This window comes from Bradyrhizobium sp. (assembly GCF_022844465.1).
GTDB lineage: Bacteria > Pseudomonadota > Alphaproteobacteria > Rhizobiales > Xanthobacteraceae > Bradyrhizobium.
This window is the reverse complement of sequence record NZ_JALHLP010000007.1, coordinates 47,239-67,350: the sequence shown is the minus strand read 5'-3', so window position 1 is coordinate 67,350 and position 20,112 is coordinate 47,239. Positions and strand designations below refer to the sequence as shown.

Annotated in this window: 21 protein-coding genes and 1 pseudogene; 12 read left to right on the top strand and 10 right to left on the bottom strand. The window is 62.7% G+C overall.

Translation table 11 applies throughout. From position 1 onward, the window contains the following. Positions 1 to 3: 3 nt before the first annotated feature. A pseudogene (locus Q0D31_RS13850) lies at positions 4 to 109 on the top strand (cyanase); the annotation flags it as partial. Positions 110 to 254: 145 nt separating this feature from the next. Here the strand turns inward: Q0D31_RS13850 and Q0D31_RS13845 are convergent. Further along, positions 255 to 1,067 (bottom strand): isocitrate lyase/phosphoenolpyruvate mutase family protein, encoded by an 813-nt coding sequence (locus Q0D31_RS13845; protein ID WP_291851630.1) that lies wholly within the window; start codon positions 1,065 to 1,067, stop codon positions 255 to 257. A 118-nt stretch (positions 1,068 to 1,185) separates the two neighbouring features. Here Q0D31_RS13845 and Q0D31_RS13840 point away from each other — a divergent pair, with 118 nt between their 5' ends. Next, positions 1,186 to 2,094: a LysR family transcriptional regulator gene (locus Q0D31_RS13840; protein ID WP_291851627.1), complete on the top strand. Its 909-nt coding sequence runs from the start codon at positions 1,186 to 1,188 to the stop codon at positions 2,092 to 2,094. 150 nt (positions 2,095 to 2,244) lie between these two features. On the opposite strand, the gene Q0D31_RS13835 is transcribed toward Q0D31_RS13840, so the two are convergent. Beyond that, positions 2,245 to 2,568 carry a DUF1476 domain-containing protein gene (locus tag Q0D31_RS13835; protein ID WP_291851625.1) on the bottom strand — a complete coding sequence of 108 codons (324 nt, stop codon included), beginning with the start codon at positions 2,566 to 2,568 and terminating at the stop codon, positions 2,245 to 2,247. Positions 2,569 to 2,889: 321 nt separating this feature from the next. Here Q0D31_RS13835 and purC point away from each other — a divergent pair, with 321 nt between their 5' ends. Genes purC through purQ form a run of 3 tightly spaced genes read left to right on the top strand, consistent with a single transcriptional unit; the run spans position 2,890 to position 4,618 of the window. Beyond that, positions 2,890 to 3,657 (top strand): phosphoribosylaminoimidazolesuccinocarboxamide synthase, encoded by a 768-nt coding sequence (gene purC, locus Q0D31_RS13830; protein ID WP_291851622.1) that lies wholly within the window; start codon positions 2,890 to 2,892, stop codon positions 3,655 to 3,657. Positions 3,658 to 3,665: 8 nt separating this feature from the next. Continuing rightward, positions 3,666 to 3,905 (top strand): phosphoribosylformylglycinamidine synthase subunit PurS, encoded by a 240-nt coding sequence (gene purS, locus Q0D31_RS13825; protein WP_247516393.1) that lies wholly within the window; start codon positions 3,666 to 3,668, stop codon positions 3,903 to 3,905. Between the two features lie 11 nt (positions 3,906 to 3,916). Further along, positions 3,917 to 4,618: a phosphoribosylformylglycinamidine synthase subunit PurQ gene (purQ, locus tag Q0D31_RS13820; protein WP_291851612.1), complete on the top strand. Its 702-nt coding sequence runs from the start codon at positions 3,917 to 3,919 to the stop codon at positions 4,616 to 4,618. Between the two features lie 49 nt (positions 4,619 to 4,667). Here the strand turns inward: purQ and Q0D31_RS13815 are convergent, their stop codons facing one another. Both Q0D31_RS13815 and Q0D31_RS13810 read right to left on the bottom strand, forming a co-directional pair. After that, positions 4,668 to 5,612: an EamA family transporter gene (locus Q0D31_RS13815; RefSeq protein ID WP_291851609.1), complete on the bottom strand. Its 945-nt coding sequence runs from the start codon at positions 5,610 to 5,612 to the stop codon at positions 4,668 to 4,670. Then, on the bottom strand, positions 5,602 to 6,090 hold the full coding sequence (locus Q0D31_RS13810) for a PaaI family thioesterase (RefSeq protein WP_291851606.1): 489 nt from the start codon (positions 6,088 to 6,090) through the stop codon (positions 5,602 to 5,604). The genes Q0D31_RS13815 and Q0D31_RS13810 overlap by 11 nt, the downstream gene beginning before the upstream one ends. Before the next feature lie 161 nt (positions 6,091 to 6,251). Here Q0D31_RS13810 and purL point away from each other — a divergent pair, with 161 nt between their 5' ends. Continuing rightward, a complete protein-coding gene (gene purL, locus Q0D31_RS13805; RefSeq protein WP_291851603.1) occupies positions 6,252 to 8,459 on the top strand; it encodes a phosphoribosylformylglycinamidine synthase subunit PurL in 2,208 nt (735 codons plus the stop codon). Positions 8,460 to 8,600: 141 nt separating this feature from the next. On the opposite strand, the gene Q0D31_RS13800 is transcribed toward purL, so the two are convergent. After that, on the bottom strand, positions 8,601 to 9,785 hold the full coding sequence (locus Q0D31_RS13800; RefSeq protein WP_291851600.1) for an acyltransferase: 1,185 nt from the start codon (positions 9,783 to 9,785) through the stop codon (positions 8,601 to 8,603). Positions 9,786 to 9,905: 120 nt separating this feature from the next. Further along, entirely contained in the window at positions 9,906 to 10,265 is a 360-nt protein-coding gene (locus Q0D31_RS13795; RefSeq protein WP_291851597.1) for a DUF427 domain-containing protein, read from the bottom strand. A 183-nt stretch (positions 10,266 to 10,448) separates the two neighbouring features. Between Q0D31_RS13795 and Q0D31_RS13790 the strand changes: the two genes are divergently transcribed. Further along, positions 10,449 to 10,703, top strand: coding sequence for a BolA family protein (locus tag Q0D31_RS13790; RefSeq protein ID WP_291851594.1), 255 nt, complete (start codon positions 10,449 to 10,451; stop codon positions 10,701 to 10,703). Between the two features lie 30 nt (positions 10,704 to 10,733). After that, complete coding sequence (locus Q0D31_RS13785; RefSeq protein ID WP_291851592.1) at positions 10,734 to 11,912, top strand: low temperature requirement protein A; 1,179 nt, start codon at positions 10,734 to 10,736, stop codon at positions 11,910 to 11,912. Between the two features lie 10 nt (positions 11,913 to 11,922). Here the strand turns inward: Q0D31_RS13785 and Q0D31_RS13780 are convergent, their stop codons facing one another. Continuing rightward, positions 11,923 to 12,171, bottom strand: coding sequence for a hypothetical protein (locus tag Q0D31_RS13780; protein WP_291851589.1), 249 nt, complete (start codon positions 12,169 to 12,171; stop codon positions 11,923 to 11,925). A gap of 370 nt (positions 12,172 to 12,541) precedes the next feature. Here Q0D31_RS13780 and Q0D31_RS13775 point away from each other — a divergent pair, with 370 nt between their 5' ends. Beyond that, the gene (locus tag Q0D31_RS13775; RefSeq protein ID WP_291851586.1) at positions 12,542 to 12,742 is read left to right on the top strand and encodes a hypothetical protein; all 201 of its coding nucleotides are present in this window, start codon (positions 12,542 to 12,544) and stop codon (positions 12,740 to 12,742) included. A gap of 51 nt (positions 12,743 to 12,793) precedes the next feature. On the opposite strand, the gene egtD is transcribed toward Q0D31_RS13775, so the two are convergent. Further along, entirely contained in the window at positions 12,794 to 13,765 is a 972-nt protein-coding gene (gene egtD, locus Q0D31_RS13770; RefSeq protein WP_291851583.1) for an L-histidine N(alpha)-methyltransferase, read from the bottom strand. A gap of 48 nt (positions 13,766 to 13,813) precedes the next feature. Next, positions 13,814 to 15,064: an ergothioneine biosynthesis protein EgtB gene (egtB, locus tag Q0D31_RS13765; RefSeq protein ID WP_291851578.1), complete on the bottom strand. Its 1,251-nt coding sequence runs from the start codon at positions 15,062 to 15,064 to the stop codon at positions 13,814 to 13,816. Positions 15,065 to 15,339: 275 nt separating this feature from the next. On the opposite strand from egtB, the gene grxD reads away from it, so the two are divergent. The 3 genes from grxD (at position 15,340) to Q0D31_RS13750 (ending at position 18,596) form a co-directional block, all read left to right on the top strand. Next, complete coding sequence (grxD, locus tag Q0D31_RS13760) at positions 15,340 to 15,678, top strand: Grx4 family monothiol glutaredoxin (protein ID WP_291851574.1); 339 nt, start codon at positions 15,340 to 15,342, stop codon at positions 15,676 to 15,678. Between the two features lie 334 nt (positions 15,679 to 16,012). Continuing rightward, positions 16,013 to 17,296 (top strand): serine hydrolase domain-containing protein, encoded by a 1,284-nt coding sequence (locus Q0D31_RS13755; protein WP_291851571.1) that lies wholly within the window; start codon positions 16,013 to 16,015, stop codon positions 17,294 to 17,296. After that, positions 17,277 to 18,596, top strand: coding sequence for a serine hydrolase domain-containing protein (locus tag Q0D31_RS13750; protein ID WP_291851568.1), 1,320 nt, complete (start codon positions 17,277 to 17,279; stop codon positions 18,594 to 18,596). Before Q0D31_RS13755 ends, Q0D31_RS13750 begins: the two co-directional genes overlap by 20 nt. Before the next feature lie 11 nt (positions 18,597 to 18,607). Here Q0D31_RS13750 and Q0D31_RS13745 read toward each other — a convergent pair whose 3' ends face one another. Further along, positions 18,608 to 20,095 (bottom strand): GH1 family beta-glucosidase, encoded by a 1,488-nt coding sequence (locus tag Q0D31_RS13745; protein ID WP_291851966.1) that lies wholly within the window; start codon positions 20,093 to 20,095, stop codon positions 18,608 to 18,610. Positions 20,096 to 20,112 lie beyond the last annotated feature (17 nt).

Genomic DNA, 20,112 nt, shown 5'->3' with positions numbered 1-20,112 from the left:
GCACCCGAGGGTGACCGGGTGAAAATCACGATGTCCGGCAAGTTCCTGCCGTACAAAGTATTACGAGGCGACCGGCAACGTGCCGGAATATGGGTTCAAGGGAGGGTGACGCATCTCTCCTCCGTCATTGCGGGCCAACGGGTCGGGCGAATGCCCGCCCGATGACAGGCTCCGCGAAGCAATCCATGCCGCGGCATAATGGATAGATGGATTGCTTCGTCGCTTTGCTCCTCGCAATGACGGCGAGAGACCGGTTACATAAATGCCGCCCTGACCTCCTTCATCGACGCCATCTCGCGCACGAAGGTGAACGCGCCGTGATCCTTCATCTCGCGGGCACTCTTCAAGAACGCGGCCAGCGCGTAGCGAGCCATGGCGCCGCCGGTGCTGATGCGCTTGACGCCGGCTCTGGAGAGTTGATCGAGCGTCAGTGTCGGGTCGGCAAAACCCATCACCAGATTGAACGGCTTGCCGATGGATGACGCTACGGTGCGGATGGTGTCGATGTCATACAGGCCGGGGGAATAGAGCACGTCGGCGCCAGCGGCCTCGAAGTCCTGCAGCCGCTTGATGGTGTCGTCGAGATCTTTGCGGCCATACAGGAAGTTCTCCGCCCGCGCCGTCAGCGTGAACGGGAAGGGGAGCGCGCGGGCCGCTTCGACCGCCGCCTGCACGCGCTCGACCGCGAGCGAGAAATCGTAGATCGGCTCGCGCGGATTTCCGGTATAATCCTCGATCGAGCCGCCGACGCAACCGGCTTCGGCGGCGCGCGCGATCGCCTTCGCCGCGGTCTTTGGATCATCCGCGCCGCAATTCTCCAGATCGGCGTTGACGGGCAGGTCGGTGGCATCGGAGATTGTCCGGCAGTTCTCGATGATGGCGTCGAGGCTGACGGTGACGCTGCCCAGCGTATTGGCAACGCCGAGGCTAGTGGTCGCCAGCGCTTCGAAGCCCATCGCGGCGAGCAGTTTGGCCGTGCCGGCGTCCCAGGGGTTGGGGATGATGAAAGCGCCGGGGCGCGCATGCAGGGCGCGAAAGGCTTCGGCTTTTTCCATCTGGGTTCGCATCGGCAATCTCCGCTTCGTTGGCCGGCCGGTTCTGGCTGCGGCGAAACTAGCGGGCTGGCCCCCATCAACCTAATTTGTTATTTCTCTATCCATCATCAGCTTTTTGCATGGATGAAACATGGACAGCGATGCGCTTCTGACCTTCCTGACCGTTCACCGCCGCGGCGGGATTTCGAGCGCGGCGAAGGCGCTGCACCGCTCGCAGCCGGCTATCTCGCGGCGCATTGCGCTGCTGGAGCAGGAACTCGGCGTTTCGCTGTTCGAGCGGATTGCGGGGCGCACGATGCTGAGTGATGCCGGGCGGGTGATGGTGCCGTATGCCGAGCGCGCGGTCGCCGCCGCCCAGGATGCGGAGAATGCGGTCCGCGCGCTGGCGCGGCCGGATTCAGGGCCGATTGCGCTTGCGGTGGTCGGCACGCTGGCCGGCGGGCGGCTGTCGGCCATCCTCAAGGGCTTTGCGGCCGAACATCCCGAGGTAAAATTGAGCCTGCGCACCGCGACCAGCGCGGAGGTCAGCGACCTGATCCGGCGCGGCGAGGCGACCATCGGCCTGCGCTATGACCGGGACCGCTCGCGCGATCTCGATTGCGAATTGCTGTTTGCCGAACGACTGCAGGTGGTGTGTGCGCTCGATCATCCGCGCGCCGGCCGCCGTGTGACAAAACTCGCCGAATTGCGCGGCGAGCGCTGGATTGCATTTCCCATCGTGCCGGGGCGGCGCGAGATCGCGGCGTCGCATGTGTTTGCGCTGTTTCAGACCCACGGGCTCGGTGAAATCGACTGGACGCCGGTTGATAGCCTGACCGCGCAGAAGCGCCTGGTCGAGGCGGGCCTCGGCGTCGCGCTATTGTCGGAGAGCAATGCCGCGGAGGAACTGCGGCACAAGACGATCGCGACCATCGGTGTCGGAGATCTGAAGGCGAGCGATGACGTCGTCACGGTAACGCGCCGCGGCGGATTCTTGAGCGCGGCGGCGCGACGCTTGCTCGAGATCGTTCGGAAGGAGTATCGCAAGAAGCGGTCTTGAGATACGTTACGGCATCTCGGCCGTCATTGCGAGCCAACGGATCGGGCGAATGCCCGCCCGATGACAGGCTCCGCGAAGCAATCCATGCCGCCGCAGGTGGAGAAATGGATTGCTTCGTCGCTTTGCTCCTCGCAATGACGGAGCACTGCCTTACGTTCCCGCCTTCACCTGGGCGGCGGCCTGCGCCATCAGTTCATCCATCTTGGCGCGCAGTTCCTGAGGGGTCACCGCGACGCCCTTGGCGGCAAAATCCTTGATCAGCTTGTTCTGAACGTCCTTGTCGCCGGCTTCCTCGAAGTCGGCCGCGACCACCTCCTTGGCATAGGCGGCGGCGGCATCGCCGGTTACGCCCATCTTTTCGGCCGCCCACAGACCGAGCAGCTTGTTGCGGCGCGCCTCGGCCTTGAACTTCTGCTCCTCGTCGAGGGCGAACTTCTTCTCAAAACCCTCCTCGCGCTTGTCGAAAGTGCTCATTTTGTGCGGTTCCAGTTCCGGCCAAATGGTAAACGGGGCCGCGTTGTCGTGGCCCGATCGACTACCTAGATAGAGGGGACGAATCGGTTAGACAACGGGCCGTTCAGCCGCAGGGCAACTGGTTTAAATTGGGCCCAACCCGGCCGGGTCGATTGTGCTGGATCGGCCAATCGGATAGGTTGCGGGCAGGCGAGGTTCTTGTTCTGTTTCCGGTCGTTAGGTCGGGATCTGGCCTTCACGACAGCTCCGTCGTGGTCGTAGTCCCCTTGTCATCCGGAGCACACCAGATTCATGGATTTCAACAAAACACGGTACATCCCAATGAGCCGTCGACGCCGCATTTATGAAGGCAAGGCCAAGGTCCTCTATGAAGGCCCGGAGCCGGGAACCCTGATCCAGCACTTCAAGGACGACGCGACCGCGTTCAACGCCAAGAAACACCAGGTGATCGAGGGCAAGGGCGTCCTCAACAACCGGATTTCGGAGTACCTGTTTCAGCACCTCAACGACATCGGGGTGCCGACGCATTTCATCCGCCGCCTCAACATGCGCGAGCAGTTGATTCGCGAGGTCGAGATCGTGCCGCTGGAAGTGGTGGTGCGTAATGTGGCGGCGGGATCGCTGTCGCAGCGCCTCGGCATCGAGGAGGGCACGCAGCTGCCGCGCTCGATCATCGAGTTCTATTACAAGAACGACCAGCTCAACGACCCCATGGTGTCCGAAGAGCACATCACCGCGTTCGGCTGGGCGACGCCGCAGGAAATCGACGACATCATGGCGCTCGCCATCCGCGTCAACGACTTCCTCACCGGGCTGTTCCTCGGCATCGGCATCCGCCTGGTCGACTTCAAGATGGAATGCGGCCGGCTGTTCGAAAATGACATGATGCGGATCATCGTCGCCGACGAGATCTCGCCGGACTCCTGCCGGCTCTGGGACATCAAGTCGAACGAGAAGCTCGACAAGGACCGTTTCCGCCGCGATCTCGGCGGCCTACTGGAAGCCTATACCGAGGTGGCAAGGCGGCTGGGCATCCTGATGGAGAACGAGCGGCCGGCCGGCACCGGCCCGGTGCTGGTGAAGAGCTGAGGTCAACCGTGAAGGCACGCGTCACCGTTACCCTGAAGTCAGGCATTCTCGACCCGCAGGGCAAGGCCATCGAAGGTGCGCTGAAATCGCTCGGCGTCGATGGCGTAGCCAGCGTGCGCCAGGGCAAGGTGTTCGACATCGAACTGTCGGGCGCCGACCGGGCCAAGGCCGAGGCGGCGCTGAAGGATGCCGCCGACAAGCTGCTGGCGAATACGGTGATCGAAAACTACAGGGTTGAACTGCTCTAGGCGTGCCTACCATGAAATCCGCCGTTCTCGTCTTTCCCGGAATCAATCGCGAGCGCGACATGGCGCGGGCGTTGAAGCTCGCCTCCGGCCGGGACGCGGCGATGGTCTGGCATGCCGAGACCGCGCTGCCGAAGGGAACCGACCTCGTGGTGGTGCCCGGCGGGTTTTCCTACGGCGACTATCTGCGCTGCGGCGCGATCGCGGCGCGTTCGCCTGTCATGGACGCGGTGCGCAAGTTCGCCGCTGACGGCGGGCTCGTGCTTGGCGTCTGCAACGGTTTCCAGATCCTGTGCGAATCGGGCTTGCTGCCCGGCGTGTTGATGCGCAACGCGCGGCTGAAGTTCATCTGCAAGGACGTGCATCTGCGGGTCGAACGCTCCGACACGCCGTTCACGCGCGGCTACAACGCTGGCCAGGTCATTCGCGTGCCGGTCGCCCATGGCGAAGGCAATTACGAAGCCGATGAGGAGACGGTGCAGCGGCTCGAGGACGAGGGGCGGGTGCTCTATCGTTACTGCTCGGCCGATGGCGTCGTCGACGAGGCCTCCAACATCAACGGCGCCGCGCATTCGATCGCCGGCATCGTCAGCGCGCGCGGCAACGTGCTCGGCATGATGCCGCATCCCGAGAACCACGTCGAAGACATCATGGGCTGCACCGACGGCCGCGGCCTGTTCGCCGGCCTGGTCGCGCATCTGGAAAAGGCGGCGTGAAGCCGGCCGCGTGCGCCCGAGTTGAAGTGGCACGAAGCTATTCGAGACCTCAGTCTCCGGATTTGCCCCGCAGCCATGCCATCCACTTGCCATAGCGGTCGCCCGGAATGGTCATGGCGGCGACGCCGGCCATGACCAGGACGAGGCCGAGCGCCAGGTTCGGCGGCACGCTCTCCCCGAGCAGCAGCACCGACAGGCCGACGCCGATCGGGATCCGCAGATAGCCCTGCGCGTTGGTGGTCAGCGTGCCGAGCCGGGCGAGGCACATGTAGAACAGCATCAGGCCGAGCGCGCTGGAGAAGATGCCCATGACGGCGGTGGCGACCAGCGCCTCGCGCGTGGGCCGCAAGGTCCAGGGCTGATCGACGATCAGCGCCGCCGGCAGCAGGATCAGCCCACCGAACAATAGCGAACCCGCGGCGACCACCATCGGGTCATAGTCGGTCAGACGCATCCCGAAAATGGTGGCGCAGGCAAACGAGATGGTCGCGAGCAAAATGACGATCTCGGCAAAGATATCGCTGTCGAGCGCCGCGAGCGCGTCAAGGCCGATGATCACGGCAGTACCGGCCAGGCCCAGGATCGCGCCGGCAAACTTCAACAGCGTGGCCGGCTCGTGCCGCGTGATGCCCCAGGTGATGAGAAAGGCAAAAATCGGCGTGGTCGAGGCCAGCACTACGGTGGGTGCGGCCGCGACGTATTGCTGCGCCCAGGTGATCAGCAGAAACGGAAACGTCGAATTGATGGTCTGTTGCTGGGCGAACAGCTTCCAGGCCTTGGCGTCGGTCGGAATCCGCACCCCGCGCAGGCGCAGGATCACCAAGAGAAAGCCCGCGGCGATCAGCGAGCGCGCGGAGATGAAGGTGATCGGCGGGATCGAGCCGAGGCCGATCTTGGTCAAGGGATAGGTCGAACTCCAGCAGCACGCCAGCGCCAGCAGCAATGCATAGTCGCGCCAGCTGCGATGAACCAGGGGAGGGCTGCTAGCTGGCAACGGCGGCTGCGTCCCGGGGCTGCTTCCACTTCACGCGCTTGATGGTTCCGGAGAAGCTGAACAGCGAGCGCTCGCCCGATTTGAGCAGGCCGCGGAGGAAGATCAGCGAACCGCCGGCGCGGGTGATCTCGCCGACCCCCTCCACCAGTTCGCCCTCGCGCGCGGCGTCGAGAAACTCGCAGGCGAACGACACCGTCACGCCGGGTCCCTCCAGCACCGAGGAGGCGGTCGCGAACAGGCAATAATCGGCGAACGACATGAAGCAGCCGCCATGGACGTTGCGCATGCCGTTGAGGTGTTTCTTCTCGACCCGGAACGCGCATAGGACGCGGCCGTTTTCGTCCATGCGGTGCCAGAACGGCCCGTTATGGGCCTCGAAGCTGTCGCCGGTCCAGGTCCGCCAGCCCTTGAATTCACCTTCGGTTTCGACGTGCAGATCCGGGCGCTGGTGGAAGGCATTCTTGGCAAGTTCGTTCACGAAAAGCAGCCCTTCAAATCGGTGTTTCCGCCCTTAAATCTGATCCGGGCGCGATGTGCAAACGCCGATCCCGCAAGGCTCCCCCGCAAAGCTCTGGACAGGGCGGAAATGCGCCCTAAAAGGCCTTTTCGCCCGCTGCCGATGTTCCTAAGAAGAGAGCCATGAACGAACCCCGGATCACCCCCGAACTCGTCGCCAGCCACGGGCTGAAGCCTGACGAGTATGAGCGCATCCTCAAGCTGATCGGGCGGGTGCCGAGCTTCACGGAACTGGGGATTTTCTCGGCGATGTGGAACGAGCATTGCTCGTACAAGTCCTCGCGCATCCATCTGCGCGGACTGCCGACCAAGGCGCCGTGGGTGATCCAGGGGCCGGGCGAGAACGCCGGCGTCATCGACATCGGCGACGGCCAGGCGGTGGTGTTCAAGATGGAGAGCCACAACCACCCGAGTTACATCGAGCCCTATCAGGGCGCCACCACCGGCGTCGGCGGCATCTTGCGCGACGTGTTCACCATGGGTGCGCGGCCCATCGCCTGCCTCAACGCGCTGTCGTTTGGCGCCCCCGAACATCCCAAGACGCGTCATTTGGTGTCGGGCGTCGTCGCCGGCGTCGGCGGCTACGGCAATTCCTTTGGCGTGCCGACGGTCGGCGGACAGGTGCGTTTCCACACCCGCTATGACGGCAACATTCTCGTCAACGCGATGGCGGTCGGGCTGGCCGACACCGACAAGATCTTTTACGCGGCGGCATCCGGCGTGAACATGCCGATCGTCTATCTCGGCTCCAAGACCGGGCGCGACGGCATTCACGGCGCGTCGATGGCGTCGGCCGAATTCGACGACGATTCGGCCGAGAAGCGGCCGACCGTGCAGGTCGGCGATCCCTTTGCGGAAAAGCTGTTGCTGGAAGCCTGCCTCGAAATCATGGCGGCCGATTGTGTGATCGCGATCCAGGACATGGGTGCGGCCGGGCTGACTTGTTCGGCGGTCGAGATGGGCGCCAAGGGCGATCTCGGCGTCGATCTTGATCTCGATTCTGTGCCGACGCGGGAAACCGGCATGAGCGCCTACGAGATGATGCTCTCGGAAAGCCAGGAGCGCATGCTGATGGTGCTGAAGCCTGAGAAGGAAAAACAGGCCGAGGCGATCTTCAAGAAATGGGGGCTGGATTTCGCCGTGGTCGGCTACACTACGCCGAGCAAGCGTTTCGTGGTCAGGCATGGCGGCGACGTCATGGCCGACCTGCCGATCAAGGAGCTGGGCGACGAGGCGCCGTTGTACGACCGCCCGCATGTCGCCTCCGCGCCATTGCCGGTGGTGCATGCGCGCGAGGTGAAGGCACCGCTCGGCATCCCGGCGGCGCTGGAGAAACTCATCGCCACGCCGGAACTGTGCTCGAAGCGCTGGGTCTGGGAGCAATACGATCACGTCATTCTCGGCAACACCGTGCAGCGTCCGGGCGGCGACGCCGCGGTGGTGCGTGTCGAGGACGGGCCAAAGGGGCTCGCGCTAACCGTGGACGTAACACCGCGCTATTGCGAGGCCGACCCGTTCGAGGGCGGCAAGCAGGCCGTCGCTGAAGCCTGGCGGAACATCACCGCGGTCGGCGGCCGGCCGCTGGCGATCACCGACAATCTGAACTTCGGAAATCCGGAACGCCCCGAGATCATGGGCCAGTTCGTCGGTTGCCTGAAGGGTATTTCCGAAGCCTGCCGCGCGCTCGACTTCCCCGTCGTGTCGGGCAACGTCTCGCTCTACAACGAGACCAACGGCCGCGGCATCCTGCCGACGCCTTCGATCGGCGGCGTCGGCCTGCTCGACGATTTCACAAAGTCGGCGACGCTGGCGTTCAAGGCGGCGGGTGAGGCCATCCTGTTGATCGGCGATACCCAAGGCTGGCTCGGGCAGTCGGTCTATCTGCGCGACCTCTGCGGCCGCGAGGAAGGCGCGCCGCCGCCGGTCGATCTCGCCGCCGAGAAGCGCAATGGCGACGTGGTGCGGGGCATGATTCATGCCGGCACCGCCACCGCGGTGCACGACGTCTCCGACGGCGGGTTGCTGATCGCGCTGGCCGAAATGGCGATCGCCGGCGGCATCGGCGCGCAGCTGTTGGCGTCGCCAGGCTCGATCGTGCCGCATGCCTGGTGGTTCGGCGAAGACCAGGGCCGCTACGTCGTGACCGTAGCGACGGCGGACGCCGGCCTGGTGCTGGCGAAAATGAAGGGCGCCGGCGTGCCCTGCGCGCGGATCGGCACGACAGGCGGAGATGCGATCGCGGTGGCCGGCGAAACGCCGGTTTCGGTGAGTTCGCTTAGCGCGGCCTTCGAGCGCTGGTTGCCGGCCTATATGAACGGCAAGGCGTCGTAAGGTTGTCGTCATTCCGGGATGGTCCGAAGGACCAGACCTCAGATGCGCCATTGCGCATCGGGGAATCTCGAGATTCTCAGGTGCGCAATTGCGCACCATAGTTCGATGCTGCGCATCGCCCCGGAATGACGGCCGTAGATTTCAAAGCACCCTTGTTGCGCCCGGAATCTGCCGCAACGCCCGCGTCAAGGCCCAACTGAGCGCGATGGTCAGAACGAAACCGATCGTGGCCTTGGCGATGGCCGGAAGGTCGTAGTCGAACAGCCAGTATTGCAGCCAGAGCGCAATCGGGTAGTGAACCAGGAACATGCCGTAGGCATCCGCCTGCATCGGATCGAGCAGCCTGGCGGTGCCGGATTGCCTGAACCTCTGGAAAAAGGCCAGGATCAGAAACATGACGGCCACGCTGAAGATCGTGAAGCAGATGGCATAGAGCGCTTCGTACCAGTCCGGCAATGGCGAGGGGTTTCCCAGGATTTCGCGCTTGATAAAGATCAGAACCCACAACAGGCAATACGGAACGATCGCCAGCACCATCCAGTCCCAGCTTACCTTCGCCATCCGGCCATCCGCAGCGAGCAGCCCGCGATCCAATAGCGCGACGCCGATACCGGCGCCGAAAAAGAAGTAGCTGGCATAGAGCATCACTCGCCCGCGTTGGACCGAGAACGGCCCCAGCTCAAGCCAGCTGCTTGGTCCGTAATGGACCAGCCCGGGGATATAGAACGCGGCGGTCACGGCAAGCATGACCGCGAAGAACACCGCGGGCCGGCGGCGACCGTGCAGCGAGAGGCGATTGATGGGGTCGAGCAGATGGGGCGACAGCCGGTACAGCAGGCAGGCGATCAGGTCGAAGGCAAACAAGACCCAGAGAAACCAGATCGGTCCGCTCGGCCATGGTCCCTTGGTGACCATATTCCACCAAAAGTCCGAAAAGCCGATTTCGGGATGGTCCCGCAGCGAGATGGCGTAATAGGCGAGCGGAATGACCGTGAACGCGCAGACCACGAACGGCAGGCCAAGCCGCAGCAGGCGGTCGGCCAGATAATTCGCCGGTCCCTTCCGGGCGATACCCGGCCAGACGAACAGGCCGGACAGAAAAAAGAACATCGCCATGAAGAAACTGTCGGTGGCGAGCACGATCATGTCGAAGCCGAAAAAGTACTTCGGATCGGTGTGACCGAAATAGGTATAGGGGATGACGGCGTGGTGCAGCAGCACCACCAGCGTCAGGAAGGTGCGGGCCCGATCCAGCGAAAGGTTTCGTGACCCGGCCTTCGGCAATGCACCCGCGTCGGTTGGTCCCACGGCGGAAATCGATGTCATGCGCGCCCCCCAGCCAGACTACTGTGTCAAATATCGCAGCGGGAACCCGACTCAGCAAATCTTTCAGTACGTCTTATGACGCAGCGCGCGTCCGTGCAGTCAACTCCTGGGATCGGTCGCTCACTGCAGTTCCTCGATCGTCACCTTGTCCGGATAGAACGCCAGACGGCCGGCTATCCCGGCCATCTGCGGGAAGGGAGTTTCATAGGTCCAGATCGAATTTTCGATGATCTTGCCGTTGGCGTTGATGCTGAAATAATTCGCATCCCCCTTGTATGGGCAGTGGGTGATTCGCTCAGTCCGGGTCAGCAGCGCCATGTTGGCGTCCTTGCGAGGAACATATTGTACTGCCGGATAGCTTGCTTCCTTGAGGGTCAGCGCATCGGTGGTGTCGGCGATGACCACGCCGTTGGCCGAAACCCGGACGCGCTGCGGGTTTACCGTGATTGTGATCGGATGGTCGGGACCGGGAGTATTCATGGTCTAAACCTCATTTTTCCGTCAGCCGGCCGTGATCCGGCGGGTATCGGTGTTGCGAATGGAGCGGTCGGGCCCGAATATAGGGCTGTAAGGCGTGACCCAGAAGGGTGTAAGCGTTAGGTTTGCCCCTGTCGGCGGCGTGCGCCCGGCGCTGATTCGAAACACCTGATGGAGATATGCTGGATGCCGATGGATGCCCACGATATCGAATCGATGATCAAGGCAGCTATCCCTGATGCCGAGGTGACGATCCGCGATCTCGCAGGTGACGGCGACCATTATGCCGCGACCGTCATCTCGGAATCCTTCCGTGGCAAGTCGCGCGTTCAGCAGCACCAGATCGTCTACGCGTCGCTGAAGGGACAAATGGGCGGCGTGCTGCACGCGCTGGCGTTGCAGACCGGGGTGCCGGGCGGGCCCGGAGACCCTTTGCGTTAGTCCGCGAGCGGGCGCGGCAGCGGAGCACCGATGACGGGTGATGCAAACGGTGAGATGCTTCGCAAGATCGAGCCGAACCAGCAAAACAGCGCCAGCTATTCGGAGCTGTTCTTCGATCTGGTCTTCGTGTTCGCCGTCACGCAGATATCGCACACGCTGCTCGAACATTTCACCCTGCTCGGCGCGTTGCAGGTCACGCTGCTGTTCCTCGCGGTGTGGTGGGTCTGGGTCTTCACCACATGGGTAACCAATTGGCTCGATCCCGAAAAAACCCCGGTCCGGCTCCTGCTGTTTGCGATGATGCTTGGCGGGCTGGTGCTGTCGACATCGATCCCGGCGGCGTTTGACGGGCGCGGATTGTGGTTCGCCATCGCCTACGTTGCGATGCAGGTCGGTAAGACGGTTTTTCTGTTCATCTCGACGCCGCCGTCGCGTTCCGGAGCTCGCATGAATGCCATCCGGATCGCCGCCTGGCTTTCGACATCGGCCGTATTCTGGATCAGCGGCGGACTGGCCGAGGGCCAGTCGCGGCTGGCGCTTTGGGCCATCGCGCTCGCGATCGAGTACATCTCCCTCGCGGTCGGGTTCTGGATCCCCGGTTACGGCGCGTCATCGGTTGAGGACTGGAAAATCGAAGGCAGCCACATAGCCGAACGGTGCGCGCTGTTCATCATCATCGCGCTCGGCGAATCCATCCTCGTGACCGGCGCGACCTTCGCCAAGCTGACCTGGACCACCGAAAACGTTCTGGCGTTCACGTCCGCGTTTGTCGGCAGTCTCGCCATGTGGTGGATCTACTTTCACAGGGGGGCGGATGCCGGCCTGCAACGGCTTTCCAGGTCGAGTCAGCCAGGCAGGCTGGCGCGGCTTGCCTACACCTATCTCCATATGCCGATCGTGGCCGGCATCATCGTCACCGCCGTAGCGGACGAACTGGTCATCAAGAACCCGACCGGGCAATCCGATCCCAAGACGGTGCTGAGCGCGATCGGGGGCCCCCTGCTGTTCCTGTTCGGAACGATCCTCTTCAAGCAGAGCTTTCGCGGCTATCTCCAGCTCTCGCACGGCGCGGGCATCTTCGCGCTCGCCGCGCTCGCCTGGTTCGCCGGCGGGCTGTCCCCGCTGATGCTGTCGATCCTCACCACCGCGATCTTGATCGCCGTCGCGGCGTGGGAGTCGATCTCGCTGCGGTCAGGTCCGCCCGAATAGACGGGCCTCTCTAATCCCCGGCAGGTTGCAATGTCGGCAGCGATTGCGGCCGGCGTTGCTGATCGACGACACCTCTGAGGACGAGTTCGGAAAGTTTCACCACCAGTGCCCGGAGCCTGGCATTCTCCTCAAGCAGCGACGGCTGCTCGGCATTGCTCTTGCTGCCATGGCCGGCATCTTGTTCCGGGGCAGCGGGCGACGACCCGGAAAAAGGCTTGGAAGGCTTGCCGTTGCCGGGCGCTGGATAGGCGTTCCCCATTACTGAATCCCCTGACACGAACGCGCCCCTAGCCAAGCCAAGAACACTGGCCTGGCTCCGCGTCAAAATTGGGACGTTTCGAAGAAGAAACGATAGCGGGGACGCAGCGAATTGCCGGCGAAATGGATAAAGAATGAAGATTCGTTAAGAAAGTTTGGGTATAGTCGACCGGTCAAGGTGCGTTAACGCTCGGCGGCGCGGCACCTGGCTCACCGGTCGACCAGCGCGATCACTCAGTGCCCACGGACTCCGTGGCTGGGAATGCGCGCCTATGAAGCAAAGTGAAGCAAGAGTGTTGGTTATCGCGGCCTGGGACCAATGGATTTCGTCACAGGCGATCGAGTCGGGTGGGCCGACCGGAAAAGACTCGTTGAAGTTCTTTCATGAACTTGAGGATACCGAGTCTCCGCTCCTGGATTTCCAGGCCCGCGGACAGGACAAGTGGCGAATCATCCACGCCTGGTTGCTCGGCGCCGGGCGGTTGTCCGACGACTGGGTGTTTCCGTCTCACCGGATCTTCGCAAATCGACGGCTGATGGCAGCGCGCGGGAAGTCGGGAGCCAAGACCTGACCGGCAATCAGGCGGGGCCGGCTTGGCTCGCAGCAGCTATCAGGCGACTGTTCAGTCGGATGCCACCAGCGCGTGAACCGAAAACATCCGATCCTGATCAGTCCAGGAGTACCGCACCGACCAGCCGGAGCCGCGGACCAAGTCCGTGAAGCGCTCGAGGCTGTACTTGTAGCTGGATTCGGTATGGATGCTTTCGCCGGGACGAAATGAAAAAACCCGCCCGAGAATGCGTACCGTCTGCGCTTTCCTGGCGATCAGGTGCATCTCGATCCGATGCTGCTCGCGATTGTAGATGGAGCGGTGCATGAAGGCGGATACGTCGAAATTTGCGCCGAGTTCACGGTTTATGCGCACCAGCACATTGAGATTGAATCTCGCGGTGACGCCGGCGGCGTCGTTATAGGCATCATAGAGTACGCGCTCGTTCTTCTCGAGATCGACGCCGACGATCATCTGCGCGCCACGGCCCAGAATGTCGCGCGCGCTCCGCAGGAAAGCCCGCGCTTCCTGCGGCTCGAAATTGCCGAGCGTGGATCCCGGGAAGAAGCCAACCTTTGGCATTCCGGCGACTTGGTCCGGCAGCGCGAACGAAGAGGTGAAGTCGGCGGCGACCGGATAAACGTCCAGATCGGGGAAATCCGCACGCAAGCCGCTGGCCTGCGCTTTCAGGAAGTCGCCGGAAATATCGACCGGGACGTAAGCGCCGAATCCGCTACGCTCCAGCAGCAGCCGGACCTTGGTGCTTGCGCCGGCGCCGAACTCCACCAGCGCGGCGCCTTCCGGAAATGTACCTGCGATCGCGTCGCCGCGGCTGCGCAAAATACCCAGTTCGGTGCGGGTCGGGTAATACTCCGGCAGAACCGTGATCTGCTCGAACAGCTCCGAACCCGCTGCATCGTAGAAATACTTCGGCGACAGCCGCTTGGGAAATTGAGACAGGCCGCCGATCACATCGCTGGCGAAGACCTGAGTCTGCGCGTCGAACTCATGCGCTCGGGCTAAGGCAGGGGCATGCACATTCATGATACTCTCCAGAACGCGCTTGCCGGCGCGCCTTCATCACGGGTTGGGTCAGGCGTAATCGGCGAGGCGTAACCCCGTGAATTGCCAGCGGTGGTGCGGGTAGAAGAAGTTGCGGTAGGTGATACGGCTGTGACCGGGCGCAGTTGCATGTGAGGAGCCGCGGAGCACCATCTGGTTTATCATGAACTTGCCGTTGTACTCCCCGAGCGCGCCCTCGATGGCCCGGTACCCCGGATAGGGCGCGTAGGCGCTGCGGGTCCACTGCCATACGATGCCGAAGGCGTCGTTGAGCTGACCGGCGCGGGCGGCCACTTCCCACTCCATTTCGGTCGGCAAGTGACGACCGGCCCAGCGCGCAAACGCGTCCGCCTCATAGTAACTGACATGGCTGACCGGCGCCGCAGGGTCGATTGGCTGCAAGCCACCGAGCGTCATGACCCGCCATTCGCCATCGACCTGACGCCAGTGACCGGGCGCCCGCCAGCCCTCGCTGGTGACGGCGGCAAAACCGTCCATCAGCCACAGCGCGGGCGAGCCATATCCATCATCATTCATGAACGACAGCCATTCGGCATTGCTCACGAGGTCGCGGGCGAGCCTGACTGGCCCTACCAGCGCGCGGTGCGCGGGCTTTTCATTGTCGAAATGGAAGCTGTCGTCGGCATGTCCGAGAGTGTGGATGCCCTCGTTGAGAGTAAGCCATTCCCCGCCGTTGCGATTCGTCGCCGGCAAGCGCCACGACGGATCGTAGGCCGGCGGGATCGGATTTTGCGCGAAAGCGTGCAGGATGTCTGTCAGCATCAGTTCCTGATGTTGCTGCTCGTGGTTGAGGCCGACTTCGACCAGCGGCGTCAATTGGGCGAGACGTTCCTCGCCGAGGCTCTTGAACAACCTCACCACGGCGGCGTCGACATGCTGACGATAGGCGGTGATTTCCTCGGCACCAGGCCGCGTGAGATGGCCGCGCTGGTGGCGGGCATGCCGCGGCCCGGCACTCACGTAGTAGGAATTGAATAGAAACGCGTAGTCGGGATGGAAGGGCCGGTAGCCCTCGCAATGTTCGCCCAACAGGAACTGCTCGAAGAACCACGTGGTATGGGCGCGATGCCATTTTGCCGGGCTTGCGTCCGGCATCGACTGGATCAGCTGGTCCTCGGCGCTCAGGGGCGCGGCCCGGCGCTCGGTCTCGTTCCGGACCGCCAGATAGGCGTCTACAAGCTTCTGGGCGAGGGCGCCGGAATCGGACGAGGGCGATAGATCGGGGGAGGCAAGCGAGGCGGCGGATACGGATTTCGTCACTAGTGGCTCCAGTCGAGGGAGAGAACGCTTGTTCGGGCAAACTGGTTCCGGACGGGCAATCTGTCCTAGATAGAGGCTTGGTTCCGGGAAAAAAGCCCTCACGGGCTACTTTATCGATGCCGCCGGTGCATCGGCGGCCATCAGCGGGGGAAGCTGCGCCTCCCATTTTGCTTTGGATGCTCAACGGTTTGGGGTACATATATGACCATAATCTGATATCACGGGAACGCCCGGGCCGGTCAGGCGAAGCGGCGGGGTGCCAGAAGGAATCGAATATGAGCATCGAGCAATTCATCGACAACGAAGTGAAGTCGAACGACGTCGTGCTGTTCATGAAGGGCACGCCGCAGTTTCCGCAGTGCGGCTTTTCGGGCCAGGTGGTGCAGATCCTGGATCACGTCGGCATCGGCTATAAGGGCCTCAACGTCCTGGAATCCGCCGACCTGCGCGACGGGATCAAGAGCTATTCGAACTGGCCGACCATTCCGCAGCTCTATGTCAAGGGTGAGTTCGTCGGCGGCTGCGACATCATCCGCGAAATGTTCCAGGCCGGCGAATTGCAGCAGTTGCTCGCCGACAAGGGTATCACCGTCAACTCGGCGGCCTCAGCCTGACTCTCGCCGCGCGCCAGCCCGCTTGGGCGGGTGGGTAGTCATTGTCGCCGTCACCACGTTGTGCGCTGACGCCGCTGTCAGCGCGGCAGACCAGGCGGTCGAGCTCAGCGGCAGCAACAATCTGAGATCGGCACACTCCCTGCCTCTGCAATTCTAGGGAGGCCGGGAAAATTCTGATTGCCGGGTCGGCAAACGCTGTGCCGTTGGTGCCTTACGCGACACAGGTCATTCTCCCGAGATCGCCGGCGCGCGCTGCGCGCGGCGTTGTTTGGCAGCCCTTGTGCCGGCTGATAGGTCGCCGCTACACTGCCTGGGCGAATTCCGGAGGGCTCCAATGAATTCACGTCGATTGCGGGGCGCGCTGGTTTGCGGCGCGCTGATGCTGGCGGCAGCGCCAGCGGTACGCGCCCACGGTACGTTCGACATCCCCGCCGGCGCGCGTTTTAATCAGGACAGGCTTGCGAAAATCACCGAGTTTTTCAGGAACGAGGTGGCGACCGGAAAGATTGCCGGCGCCAATGTCCTGATCCACCAGCGCGGCAAAACGGTGTTTCACCAAACCTTCGGCGTGCAGGACGTGGTGTCCAAGGCGCCGATTACCGACAAGACCATCTTCCGCCTGTCTTCGCTGACCAAGGTGATCACTTCCGTGGTGGCGATGCAGTTGATCGAGGACGGCAAGATCAAGCTCGACGATCCGGTCTCGAAATACATTCCCTCCTTCGCAAACATGAAGGTCGGTGAGGAGAAGAAGGCAGAGGACGGCACCAAGACGCTCGAGCTGGTGCCGCTGACCAGGCCCATTACCGTTCTCGACCTGATGCGCCATACCTCCGGCATCACTTATGGCTTCTATGGCGACAGCCTGGTTCGCAAGGCCTACAAGGAGGCCAATCTCTATGCGGGCGAATTCGACCTCGCCGAATTCGCCGAGCGGATTGCCAGGCTGCCGCTGCACAACCAGCCGGGCGCGCTCTGGCAATACGGCCATTCCACCGACATCCTGGCCCGGATCATGGAGATCGTGTCCGGCAAATCATTGCTCGAGATCGAAAAGGAAAAGCTGTTCGACCCGCTCGGCATGACTGACACCGGCTTCTTCGTCACGGAACCGGAGAGGCTGCAGCGGCTCGCCCAGCCATTGCCAAACGACAGTGATTTCCGGGTCGGTCGCCTGTACAGGACCGAAGTTCGACAGAAGTGGGAATCCGCCAGCGGTGGCATGGTCTCGACCATGGCAGATTTCTCAAAGTTTGCGCAGATGCTGCTCAATGGCGGCACGTTCGAGGGCAGGACCTATCTCAGCCCGAATACGTTCAAACTCATGACATCGGACCACACCGGCAAGGACTCCGGCGTTGCGCGGGATTATTTCTATTTTCCCGGTGACGGTTTCGGCATGGGGCTAGGATTTGCGGTGCGCACCGATCCCGGTAACGCGAAGCCGCCGCCGCCGGGATCGCTCGGCGAGCTGAAATGGGACGGTGCCAGCGGCTGCTATATGGTGGTCGATCGCAAGCAGGAGATGTTCTTCGTGGTGCTGGAGCAGACCCCTACGGAGCGCCAGCGAGTCCAACGGACGCTGAAGCAATTGGTCTATGAAGCGCTGGAGAACTGACCGCGCCACCGGCAGCCTCGTTGCGGCGACGCTGGCGCTGCTTTTCCTCGACCTCTCGCCGCACAAGGCGCAGGCCGAAACCCGGGCGCCGGCCGCAAGTTTCTCACGCCCGGGCCTCGATCGGATCGGCGACTACGTCCGCAATGAGGTGGTGACCGGCAAGATTCCCGGCGCGGTCCTTCTGATCCAGCAGCACGGCAAGCCGGTCTATCTTGAAAGTTTCGGCGTGCGGAGCGTCGCCACCAAACAGCGGATGACGCCGGATACCATCTTCCAGATCTATTCGATGTCAAAGGCCATTTCCTCGGTCGCGGCGATGATGCTGGTTGACGACGGCAAGTTGTCGCTCGACGATTCCGTCTCGAAATACATTCCGGCCTTTGCCGACGCAAAAGTGGGCGTCGATCTTTCCGACGAGGCCGGCGAGCCGCCGCTCAAGCTCGAGCCGCTGCGGCGTCCAATCACGATCAGGGACCTGCTTCGGCACACCTCCGGCATCACTTACGGGTTTTTCGGCGAAACCGCGGTGCGAAAACGCTATGCGAATCCGGACTTGTACAATGGCGATTTCGACAATGCCGAATTCGCCGATCGGATCGCGAGGCTGCCGCTCGCCGACCAGCCCGGAACGCGCTGGGATTATGGCCATTCGACCGACGTGCTGGGGCGCGTCGTCGAGGTGGCGTCGGGGCAGACGCTGTTTCAGTTCGAGAAGCAAAGGCTGTTCGATCCGCTGGTCATGCCCGATACCGGATTCTATGTCCCCAAGGCGAAATGGCCACGGCTCGCCGAGCCATTGCCAAGGGATCGTTTCGGGGAGCGAATCCACTTTGGTCGCCGGATAGCGGGGATCACTACCCCGACATTGCCGCGGCGCTGGGAATCCGGCGGCGCGGGCATGGTCGGAACGGTGCAGGACTACGCCCGCTTCCTGCAGATGCTGCTGAACGGAGGCGCGCTGGAGGGCAGGCGTTACCTCAAGTCCGAGACGGTTGCGTCGATGACATCGGATCAGGTCGGGCCGGAAACCGGGATATTGCTTGACCCATTCTACTTTCCGGGCCCAACCAGCGGCTTCGGCCTTGGCTTTGCCGTGCGTAACCAGGCGCCGCCAGGCACATCGTGGCCGCTCGGCGAGTATCGCTGGGACGGTGCCGGCGGCTCGTTCTTCTTTGTCGCTCCCGGCGAAGATATGTTCGTCGTCTTCATGGTGCAGGCCCCCTCGGAAGGGGGACGAATTCAGCTGGCGCTGAAAACGCTGATCTATGAAGCGATGGGCAGGGGATCGCGCAAGCCTTGACGATCGTCGGGCTACGCCACGGCATTTCTCGCGATCGTCTCGCGATAGAAGGACGCGCTTAGCTTGGCAGTGCGGCGCTTGGTTTCGAAGTCGACGTGGTAGAGGCCGAAGCGCTGTTCAAATCCGTCCGACCATTCAAAGTTATCCATCAGACTCCACAGGAAGTATCCGCCGATGGGCACGCCCTCGGCGGTGGCGCGCTGCAACTGCGTCAGGTAGTTCCGAAGAAACATGATACGGTCGACGTCATAGACGGTGCCATCGGCAGCCGGCTGGTCGCTCCCTGAGGTCCCGTTCTCGGTAATATAGATCGACTTCACATTCCATAGCCTGGCGACGTGACGCGGCACCCAATACATGGTCTCCGGACCGGGCCTGAGCCAGGTCGCTTTCATGCGGGGAAACGAGGCAGGAAACGGCGCCAGCGCGAAGCCGCGTTCATTGTCGGCGGCGACGACATAGTGGTCAGGGGTGTAGATATTCAGGCCGACAAAATCGACCGGCGATGAAATGACGCGTAGATCCTCGGCGGTATGGTCAGGAGCATCCCTGCCAGCCTGCGTGAGATATGCATCGGTGTATTTTCCCTCCATCATCACGGTCAAATAACCGGCATTGAGCTCGCGCGTCGCCATCTCGGCTGCCCGGACATTGGCCGGCGTTTCGATCGCGGGGATGCAACTTACGGCGTTCTCCGCCGGGCCGACCCTGGTGCCGGCGCGTCCATGGGCCCTGACGGCTTGCACCGCGAGGCCGTGCCCAAGTGCAACGTGGTGACGGACCTGATTCAGACCTGCCTGGGACAATTTGAGGCCCGGCGCATCGGCGCCAGTGCCATGGCCGAGCTGAACGAGCCTGGCGCATTCGTTGATCGTAAAGAAATGCTTCACACGGTCGCTCAAACGCTCCGCGACATAGGCGGCGTAGTCCGCAAATGCCTTGGCGGTATCGCGGGAGGTCCAACCGCCGAAGCGGTCCTGAAGCGCCTGCGGCAGGTCCCAGTGATACAGGGTGGCATACGGCGCGATGCCATGCGCCGACAGTTCGTCCAAAAGTCGGTTGTAGAAGTCGAGGCCTTTTGGATTTGGCGAGCCGACGCCTTCCGGGAACACGCGCGGCCACGCGATCGAGAATCGATAGGCCCTTGCTCCCAGAGACTTCATCAACCGAACGTCTTCCTTGTAAAGATGATAGTGGTCGGTCGCAGTGTCTGCAGTGCTTTGATCGGCGATGGCCCCAGGCGTGTGAGCGAAACGGTCCCAGATCGACGGGCCCCGGCCGTCTTTGTCGACAGCCCCCTCGACCTGGTAGGATGAGGTCGCCGTCCCCCATACAAAGCCATCCGGAAAACCTGACCGAGCGCTCCGATCTCGCAAACCGATTTCCGGGCCAGATTGAGCGAGGCCGGGTCCAACCGGCAGCATCGATGCCCCGAGGGCGGACCAGCCCACGATGCTGGCAAACTGGCGGCGGGAAAATCTTGTGAAAGCTCGCTTCAAGGTCGTCGCCTCACTTG

Excerpts from the sequence above, each read along its gene's own strand:
- Q0D31_RS13755 (WP_291851571.1), top strand. The coding sequence starts at position 16,013 with ATGAATTCACGTCGATTGCGGGGCGCGCTGGTTTGCGGCGCGCTGATG.
- purL (WP_291851603.1), top strand. The coding sequence starts at position 6,252 with ATGAACGAACCCCGGATCACCCCCGAACTCGTCGCCAGCCACGGGCTG.
- Q0D31_RS13840 (WP_291851627.1), top strand. The coding sequence starts at position 1,186 with ATGGACAGCGATGCGCTTCTGACCTTCCTGACCGTTCACCGCCGCGGC.
- Q0D31_RS13800 (WP_291851600.1), bottom strand. The coding sequence starts at position 9,785 with ATGACATCGATTTCCGCCGTGGGACCAACCGACGCGGGTGCATTGCCG.
- Q0D31_RS13795 (WP_291851597.1), bottom strand. The coding sequence starts at position 10,265 with ATGAATACTCCCGGTCCCGACCATCCGATCACAATCACGGTAAACCCG.
- grxD (WP_291851574.1), top strand. The coding sequence starts at position 15,340 with ATGAGCATCGAGCAATTCATCGACAACGAAGTGAAGTCGAACGACGTC.
- Q0D31_RS13785 (WP_291851592.1), top strand. The coding sequence starts at position 10,734 with ATGACGGGTGATGCAAACGGTGAGATGCTTCGCAAGATCGAGCCGAAC.
- Q0D31_RS13790 (WP_291851594.1), top strand. The coding sequence starts at position 10,449 with ATGCCGATGGATGCCCACGATATCGAATCGATGATCAAGGCAGCTATC.
- Q0D31_RS13835 (WP_291851625.1), bottom strand. The coding sequence starts at position 2,568 with ATGAGCACTTTCGACAAGCGCGAGGAGGGTTTTGAGAAGAAGTTCGCC.
- egtD (WP_291851583.1), bottom strand. The coding sequence starts at position 13,765 with ATGAATGTGCATGCCCCTGCCTTAGCCCGAGCGCATGAGTTCGACGCG.
- purQ (WP_291851612.1), top strand. The coding sequence starts at position 3,917 with ATGAAATCCGCCGTTCTCGTCTTTCCCGGAATCAATCGCGAGCGCGAC.
- Q0D31_RS13750 (WP_291851568.1), top strand. The coding sequence starts at position 17,277 with ATGAAGCGCTGGAGAACTGACCGCGCCACCGGCAGCCTCGTTGCGGCG.
- purC (WP_291851622.1), top strand. The coding sequence starts at position 2,890 with ATGAGCCGTCGACGCCGCATTTATGAAGGCAAGGCCAAGGTCCTCTAT.
- Q0D31_RS13845 (WP_291851630.1), bottom strand. The coding sequence starts at position 1,067 with ATGCGAACCCAGATGGAAAAAGCCGAAGCCTTTCGCGCCCTGCATGCG.
- Q0D31_RS13780 (WP_291851589.1), bottom strand. The coding sequence starts at position 12,171 with ATGGGGAACGCCTATCCAGCGCCCGGCAACGGCAAGCCTTCCAAGCCT.